Origin of the sequence: Sphingomonas antarctica, from assembly GCF_965137005.1 — a bacterium.
Lineage (GTDB): Bacteria > Pseudomonadota > Alphaproteobacteria > Sphingomonadales > Sphingomonadaceae > Sphingomonas_O > Sphingomonas_O antarctica.
In genome coordinates this window covers 79,891-87,801 of record NZ_CBCRXM010000015.1, presented here as the reverse complement: position 1 = coordinate 87,801, position 7,911 = coordinate 79,891, and the positions used below count along the sequence as shown (strand labels likewise).

The window sequence follows — 7,911 nt, the reverse complement described above, 5'->3', positions numbered from 1 at the left end:
ACCTTCAAAGAGCGCCGCTCAGCGGCGCTTGCCGAGTGGCGTCAGATCGCAAGCTAATCCGCCATCTTCAAAGATTGATCTCCATCGTGGGGAGACGAGTTCGCATCCGACTGACAGCTCCGGTTGATCAGCGATGGCGCGCAGTTTGATCTCCTGGTGACGGACCATCTTATGCCGGGGATGACGGGCACAGACCTGGCGTATGCAGTGCGCAAACTAAGGCCGGAACGGCCTGTGCTCATCGTGTCAGGCTACGCGGATATTGCGGGTATCGACGCAACCCTTCCCCGGCTGGCAAAGCCATTCCGGCGGGACGAGTTGGCGGCAAGATTGAGCCAACTTGCGATTCAATCCTAAATTCGGATTGCCCCGCAAGACTGGGCCGAACTTCGATTATCGATCCAGGCTGAGGCAGCACCGGTCGGTTTTGACACCGTCACACTACCCCAGCTTTTCCAAGGGTTTGCAGGTGTCACAAACCCGTGCCAGAATGAAGACAGCCGAGGATGGAACGAAAGCGGAAAACGGCTGTGATTCAGATTTATCATCATTGCTAAGCTACTAAGCTACTAAGCGATTGACCCACGCAGCTCGTCGGAGTGTCAGGCGAGCACTTGCAACCCGTGCTTCTGGACGACGGTGAGCAGTTTGAGAGCCAGGCCGCTAGGCTTTTTCGTGCCTGCTTCCCACTTTTCGACCGTGCTTTCGCTAGTGTTGAGATAGCGCGCGAATACGGGCTGACTGACATGATGGCTTTCGCGCAAATGTTTGATGTCGGCCGGCGCGAACGCGGTCGGCACGGTCAGGCATGTCTCGTCGAAATGACGCATCGTCGCCTTGCTGATCGTGCCGGCCCGAAACATGCCGGACACGTTGCTATGAATCGCCTCGAAGGCGTCGCTCTTAAACTTGGGCTTCGCGGGCATGGCAAATCTCCGTCAGTTCTTTGGCATTTAGATCGAGGTCGATTTCCGCGTCGGTCTTCCGGTCATAGAGATCGGCCAGATCGCGAAAACTGGTCAGCTCGGCATCGGTGATATTATCGCGGTCCTTCTTGGCGAACAGGTAGGTGTAGACCCAATAACGCCGCCCCTTGGCGACGATGATGCTGCGGTGCCGGTTCTTGTCGAGCCGCTTCTTGAACACGCCCCCGCCGAGATCGTCAGCTTGTCCTTTCCGCACCTGTTCCATCGCGTCACATAGTTCCGTGTCGGCAATCAGCGCCTTGCGTGCGGCTTTCGAGAACCAGGCCGTCTTGAATGTGCGCGGTGGCTCTCCGTCCGTCATTACAAATATGTAGCACCTAGTCCGGCCTCTTGCAACTAATGCATGACGGTTGGCGCGCCCATGCGGGCCGCGCTCTATCTCCGCTGCGCCCCGATCAAGCCGCCGTGCCGGCGTCTCGCCCCATGCGGGTGACGATCGCTCGCGCGGGCGAGCAGGCCCGCCCAAATGGACGCCGGCGTCGCCGGCGGAGATCTTCGTTAGATGGGGAAAGGGGCGCGCCGCCCCCTCTCCCCAGCAACGGCAATCAGCCGGGCCGTGGCTCGGCTACCGCCTGCGCCCGCACCACCCCGACAGATTCCCGCTGCCCCCCTCTCCCCCGCTGTTCGCCACGAGGCAGGGTCGATGGCGAAGGGCCATCGCCCCGAGGGCGATTCGAGAAGGGAAAGACGATGGAGCAAGACAATCGCGAGAGCTGGTTGAACCGGATGGCGGCGGGCATGGCCCCGCTGTTCGCGGCGCTGGGACCCCCCCCTGCCCGGCCGCGTGCGCGTGGCGATCGGCTTCACCAGCGCGGGCCGCAAAGGCAAGGCGATCGGCGAGTGCTGGGATAACCGGTTGAGCGCAGACGGCCACTTTGAAATCTTCATCCGCCCGGATCTCGCGCACGCCCCCGACGCGATGCCCGCGCAGATCGCGGCGATCCTCGCGCACGAGTTGGTCCACGCCGCTGTCGGTATCGCGGCCGGACATGGGAAGACGTTTAAACGCATCGCGCTGGGCTTGGGGTTGATCGGGCCGATGCGGGCGACGACGCCCGGCGATGCGTTCCTTGTCGTGATCGCGCCGATCCTCGATGCGGCCGGCCCCCTGCCCCACGCCCGGCTCGACACCGGTGGTGAGACGACCGCGCCCAAGAAGCAGGCAGCGCGGATGGGCTTTGTTGCATAATGTCGCGAGAGCATGATCGCGCTTTTACTTGAAGATGTTATGCGATGCGGACGGTCACCGGTGTTCCTATTTCGGAGAACCGATTGAGGATTGCAGCACGGACTTTGAGCTCGGTAATCTGACGATCGAAGGTGCGGGCGACAGCGCGTTGACCCAAGAGTTTGAAGCAGTGCATTTTGGTCTCGGCCAGACTGCGACGATGATAGCCGCTCCACTTTTTCCAGATGGCGCGGCCAAGCCGCTTTGTAGCGCGTAGCGCTTCATTGCGTGCATCGACGCCGGGACCGCCTTTCGCCCATGATTGCCCGTTGCGGCGGACCGGGATGACCGCATCGGCACCGCGCCCGGCAATAGCGGCATGGCAGTCCCTGGTATCATAAGTGCCATCTCCGCCGACGCTGAGTATTCGCTCATCTCCGGGAATTTGCGCCAGGAGAACGGGTAGCGTCGGTGCATCGCCAATGGCATTCGTCGTGACCTCAATGGCCCGAATATCCAGTGTTCCAGCATCAATCCCGAGATGCACCTTGCGCCACTGGCGACGGTAGGATGCGCCATGTTTGCGCGTCTTCCACTCGCCTTCACCCGTCATCTTGATACCGGTGCTGTCGACCAGCAGGTGCAGTCCGCCCAAGCTGGCCCGCCCGCCAAGGTTGACCTTCAACGTCTTCTGGCGTCGGCACAGCGTCGTATAATCCGGCACCGGCCAGTCCAGTCCCGCCATCTTGATCAGGCTCGCAACCAATCCCGTCACTTGCCGCAGCGGCAGATTGAACAGCGCCTTCAGCGTCAGGCACAGCTCGATGGCACTGTCCGAAAACCGCATCGGACGACCAGGGCGACCGCACGGCTTCGATAGCCAGTGCATCTCTGGATCAAACCAAACCTCCAGCGACCCGCGTCGCTTCAGCGCCGCGTTATACTCGGGCCAGTTCGTCGTGCGATACACAGGTGCGGCAGGTTTGGGCATCACGCCCATCTATCCCGCTCGATTCCCTGCGTGAATCCCCACCGTCAGTTTTGCAACAAAGCCCCCATCTTACGAGTTTTGCGAAGATACTGGCGCTTCTTCCAGCTGGCTATTGGTGTGATGCGGACAGGTCTGGTCTGCGCGATTAAGGCACCTCGTGGTTCAAGAAACGCTTGAGCGGATGTGCGCAACTCAAGAGACGCTGGTGTGCTGCGAATAGACAGCGAGCCAGCGACCCTGTCGATACACGAATACATCGCTCGACGAGATCGGCTCGCGCAGGTCTGGCTTGGTCAATACCCACGTCAACACCGCGGTGTCGCCGAACAGACTCACTTCGGCGCGGGACGGATGCTCAGCCTTCCAGGCTGCGACCTCGGCAGCGAACGCCGCAGATCGCCCGCGCTTGCGGGCGCCGGCGACGATGGCCGCCTTTGTTGTGACCTTGCCCGTCGGACCGACTGAAACATAGCCCGGCAAAAGGAGGCCGTCGACAAAGGCCGCGTCGCCGTTCGCTTCGGCAGCTCCCCACGCATCGTCCGCCGCCTGCACGGCGGCCGCCGTCTTCGGCTCGACGGCCGGTTTCGCGGGCGCTGCGGTAGTGACTGCCAGGATGAGACTGGTCAGGGCAAAGCGGCAAGATCGGATCGACATTAGATCTCCTAGGCAAACAGCGGTAGTCCGCACCTCAAACGCGAAGTTCGCATGTGAGCGCGCGCCAAGCGGCCAACGACGTCACGGCGCGACGAACGACGCAATTTCCGTAAATCGTCAATCGCTCGCGTGGTATCGGCGGAGAATGGACGACGCCACAAGCCAAGAGGAGATCGCCCCGCTGACCGGCGTGGCGGTAGCGAAGGCACTGGGCTGCTTCTGGGGCGCATTCGTGGCGCTCAATACGATCCGCGCCGCCGTGCTCGGCTACAGCAACCCGATCGCCGCGTTCGAACGGCGGTTGGTGGTGGCCTCGGTCGGCATCATCCTGTCCTGGCTCATATATCGCTTACTTGTCCGCCTGCGACCAGCGTCGCTCCGGATCGGGATCGCGCTGACATCGGCGATGAGCCTGCCGGCCGCGCTCGTCTTTGCAACGGTCAACTTTCTCATCTTCGATATGCTGACCCCGATGCCGGGCGAGTCTTGCCATGCCGGAACGCCGTGCACGATGCATGATTTGGTCGTCAGCGTATCCGACATGCTGATCAACTGGGCGTTCGTGTTCGTCGCCTGGGGTGCGCTGTATTTGGCGTTGGCGTCGGCCGCGCAGACCCGCGCCGCCGATCTGCGTTCGAGCGCGGATCGCGAAGCGGCGCGGCTCGCGCAAATCCGGGCGCTGCGTTACCAGATAAACCCACACTTCCTGTTCAATGTCCTGAACTCATTGACTGCGCTCGTGAGCCGACGCGAGACGGCGGAGGCGGAGGCGCTGATCGGCGAGATCGGCAGCTTCTTGCGCTATGGCTTGGCGACCGATCCGGTCGCTGACGCGACGCTGGGCGACGAAGTTGAGATGCAGCAGCGCTATCTGGAACTTGAGCGCCGCCGCTTCCCGGCCCGGCTGACGATCGTGACCGACATCGCACGCGCGGCGGCAGTCGTGCCGGTCCCGCAGCTGCTGCTCCAGCCTCTGATCGAGAACGCCATCAAGCACGGTGTTGGGCGGACCAGCGCGCCGGTGACGATCACGATCAGCGCGGCGATCACGGCCGACCGGCTGTTGGAAATCGTAGTCGCCGACGACGCACCGACGCCACTGGAGGGCTCGCCGACCACGGCATCGACCCCGAACAGCTTTGGCATCGGCCTGAACAATGTCCGCGACCGGCTGGCCGCCCGGTTTGGTCATGCTGCTCGTTTTGCGGCTGGCCCATCGGCGGCCGGCGGATTTCGCGCAAAAATTCTGATTCCGCTGGGCGACGACTGAGCGATGAGCTTCGAGACGATCATCATCGACGACGAACCGCTGGCGATCGAGGCATTGCGCCGGTTTTGCGAACGGAGCGGCCGGGTCACGGTGGTTGGCGAGGCGACCGGGGGAGCAGCGGGCTTGGCGCTGGCGCGCGCACTCCTGCCCGCAGTGGTGTTTCTCGACATCGGCATGCCCGGCCTCAGCGGGCTTGACGTCGCGGCACGGCTCGCAGCTTTCGTGCGCCGACCGCAGATCGTGTTCGTGACCGCGTTCGATCATTTCGCGACGCAGGCGTTCGACCTGTCGGTCACCGATTATATTCTGAAGCCGCTCGAACCACTCCGCTTCGACCGGGCGCTCGAACGGATTGAACGGCTGTTGCCGTCGTTGACGGCCGCGTGGATACCGGCCGATGAATTTTGGGTGCCGAGCCGTGGCGGCATGATGCGGGTGGCGGCCAGAGATATCCGAAAGGTCGAGGCTGAGCGCGATTACGTCCGATTTCATGTTGGCGATCGCTCATACCTGCTGCGAGAGCCAATTTCGACGATCGAGGCGCGTCTCGACGCCGGTGCGTTCGTGCGCATCCACCGCTCGACGATCCTGCGCCGCGATATGATCGTGGGGTTGCAACACCTTGGCGCCGGTGCCTGGGGCGCGATCGACGGGGCAGGTAAGATCGACCGGATCGGCAGGAGTTATTTGACAACCGTCCGCGACCGGCTGGGTTGCCCGGCCTGACGCGCGTGAACGCGACGTCGTTAGTAGCAACGAGTTGACGGTTGATCGCGTGGCGGTCGCCGACATCGCGCGGGTCTGCGCAAGCCGCGTTCAACGCGCCATCCGGCGAGCGTTGGGCGAGGATCAACGACGTGCCATCATCAACGTTCGGGCAAGCGATCCGCCGCGGTATCGGGCGATCCGTGCTGATCGTGGGGTTTGCAAGCGTGTGGTTGCCGGAAGGTGCCCATGCCCAGCGTGTCGATGAAAATGCGACAGCGCAGGCCGAGGATGCGTTCGGGATCAACATCAGTGGCCAGAACCTGGGTCTCTACGATCCGAACGGTGTCCGCGGCTTTTCGCCAACTGCTGCCGGCAACGTTCGTCTCGATGGGCTCTACATCGATACGCAGGCCAACTTCACCAGTCGGCTGATCGGCGGTTATCGCATTCTGGTCGGCCCCTCGGTGCTGGGCCATCCATTCCCCGCGCCCAGTGGCATCGCCGACTATAATTTGCGCCGACCGGGCAAGCGCGACCTCGTATCGATATCGACGCAGGCCGACAGCTTCGGCGGCGCATTGGTCGAAGTCGACGGCCAAGTTCATGACGTGCTGCCGCATCTCGGCTTCACCGGCGGGGTTGGGTTCTACCATTACGGTTACGGGCGCGGCGGCAGGAACGATACCGTCTCGTCGGCGATCACGGGGGTATGGCGACCGCGCCCCGCGATCGAAATTATTCCGTTCTTCAGCCGGATCGCCAACACCAACGGCCTCGCCGAACCAACGGTGTTGCTTGCCGGCAGCGACCTGCCGCCAGCGCCGACTTCCAGTCGCTTCGTCGGCCAGCGCTGGGCGGCGTCGCGCGACACCGGCCTGAATTACGGCGCGTTGGGTCGGGTCGATCTCGGCGCGTGGCGGCTCCGGACCGCCGTGTTCCGCTCGCAGGACAGAGCGCCGATCGGCTTCACGCAATTGTTTGTGAACACCCGGCCGTCCGGTGACGCCGACCGGCTAGTCATCGCCGAACGCGACGGCTCCGCAGGCGCCACTAGTGGCGAGGTGCAGATATCGCGGACGCTGAGCGAGGGACCGCGACTGCACCGCATCTATCTGGCTGCCTGGGGGCGAGACCAGCGCCGGCGCTATGGCGCCACCGATACGGTCGCCTATCCGGGCGGGCGGATCGACACGCCCGAGTTCCACATCCTGCGCGCCTTCAGCTTCGGGCCGCAGACCGACGATCGGGTTCGTCAGGCGACGTTCGGCGCGGCCTATGAAGGATCGTGGAAAGGGGTCGGCGTGCTTAATTTGGGCATTCAGAAGACCGACTATCACAAAGACGTAACGACACCCGCCGGTGCATTGCCAACTTCGCGCGCTCGCCCCTGGCTTTTCAACATTGCGGGCGCCATCGAATTGAGCAAGCGCGTGACCGCCTATGCCGGGATCAGCCGCGGTCTGGAGGAAAGTGACATCGCGCCCGACATCGCGGTCAACCGCAACCAGGCACCGCCAGCCATTCGGACGCGACAGATCGATGCAGGGCTCCGCTGGTCGGTCGCGCAACACCTGTCGCTGGTCGCCGACATATTTCAGATCGAAAAGCCTTATTATGGGCTGGATGCCGTCCGGATCTTCCGAAACCTCGGCGAAATCCGCCATGATGGCATCGAACTGTCGTTGGCAGGCGCGCCGCTGCCGGGTCTGAGCGTCGTCGCCGGGGCGGTCGGCCTCGACGCCACCGTGTCAGGCGACGAAGTCGCGGCAGGCGTGGTCGGCAGCCGTCCGGTCGGCTCATCACCGCTGCGGGTCATCGCCAGCTTCGACTACAAGCTGCCGGGGTTGCCCGCATTGTCGTTCGACGCGAATGTCGACGGCGTGGGCCAGCGAGTCGCTACGGTCGAAAACACGCTTCGATTGCCGGCCCGAGCGTTGATCGGGCTGGGCCTTCGCTATCGGCTGAAGTTGAGCGGAAAGCCTGCCGTGTTTCGGCTCCAGGCGACTAACGTGACCGACACGTTTAGTTGGGGAATCGTCGGAAGCGGCGCTCTCCAGCCGGGGACCCCGCGGCAGTTGTCCGCGCGGCTGACGGTCGACATTTGAGATTCGGCCGAGCCATAGCTCAATGCCGC

Annotated in this window: 8 protein-coding genes and 1 pseudogene; 5 read left to right on the top strand and 4 right to left on the bottom strand. The window is 63.2% G+C overall.

Going from position 1 to position 7,911, the window contains the following annotated elements:
* Positions 1-123: 123 nt before the first annotated feature.
* Positions 124-357, top strand: a complete 234-nt coding sequence (locus ACM9ME_RS13495) for a response regulator (RefSeq protein ID WP_415643978.1) — start codon at positions 124-126, stop codon at positions 355-357.
* 245 nt (positions 358-602) lie between these two features.
* Here ACM9ME_RS13495 and ACM9ME_RS13490 read toward each other — a convergent pair whose 3' ends face one another.
* Entirely contained in the window at positions 603-926 is a 324-nt protein-coding gene (locus ACM9ME_RS13490) for a helix-turn-helix domain-containing protein (protein ID WP_415643977.1), read from the bottom strand.
* Positions 904-1,287, bottom strand: coding sequence for a type II toxin-antitoxin system RelE/ParE family toxin (locus ACM9ME_RS13485; protein ID WP_415643976.1), 384 nt, complete (start codon positions 1,285-1,287; stop codon positions 904-906). The genes ACM9ME_RS13490 and ACM9ME_RS13485 overlap by 23 nt, the downstream gene beginning before the upstream one ends.
* Positions 1,288-1,676: 389 nt before the next feature.
* Here ACM9ME_RS13485 and ACM9ME_RS13480 point away from each other — a divergent pair.
* Positions 1,677-2,160 (top strand): annotated as a pseudogene (locus ACM9ME_RS13480) (transcription elongation protein SprT); the annotation flags it as partial.
* A gap of 52 nt (positions 2,161-2,212) precedes the next feature.
* Here ACM9ME_RS13480 and ACM9ME_RS13475 read toward each other — a convergent pair.
* Positions 2,213-3,145 carry an IS5 family transposase gene (locus ACM9ME_RS13475; protein WP_415643975.1) on the bottom strand — a complete coding sequence of 311 codons (933 nt, stop codon included), beginning with the start codon at positions 3,143-3,145 and terminating at the stop codon, positions 2,213-2,215.
* Positions 3,146-3,337: 192 nt separating this feature from the next.
* A complete protein-coding gene (locus tag ACM9ME_RS13470; RefSeq protein WP_415643974.1) occupies positions 3,338-3,799 on the bottom strand; it encodes a nuclear transport factor 2 family protein in 462 nt (153 codons plus the stop codon).
* Between the two features lie 145 nt (positions 3,800-3,944).
* Here ACM9ME_RS13470 and ACM9ME_RS13465 point away from each other — a divergent pair, with 145 nt between their 5' ends.
* From ACM9ME_RS13465 to ACM9ME_RS13455, 3 genes are all read left to right on the top strand, one after another.
* A complete protein-coding gene (locus tag ACM9ME_RS13465; RefSeq protein WP_415643973.1) occupies positions 3,945-5,069 on the top strand; it encodes a sensor histidine kinase in 1,125 nt (374 codons plus the stop codon).
* A 3-nt stretch (positions 5,070-5,072) separates the two neighbouring features.
* Complete coding sequence (locus ACM9ME_RS13460) at positions 5,073-5,795, top strand: LytR/AlgR family response regulator transcription factor (RefSeq protein ID WP_415643972.1); 723 nt, start codon at positions 5,073-5,075, stop codon at positions 5,793-5,795.
* Positions 5,796-5,926: 131 nt separating this feature from the next.
* Positions 5,927-7,882, top strand: coding sequence for a TonB-dependent receptor (locus ACM9ME_RS13455; RefSeq protein ID WP_415643971.1), 1,956 nt, complete (start codon positions 5,927-5,929; stop codon positions 7,880-7,882).
* Positions 7,883-7,911 lie beyond the last annotated feature (29 nt).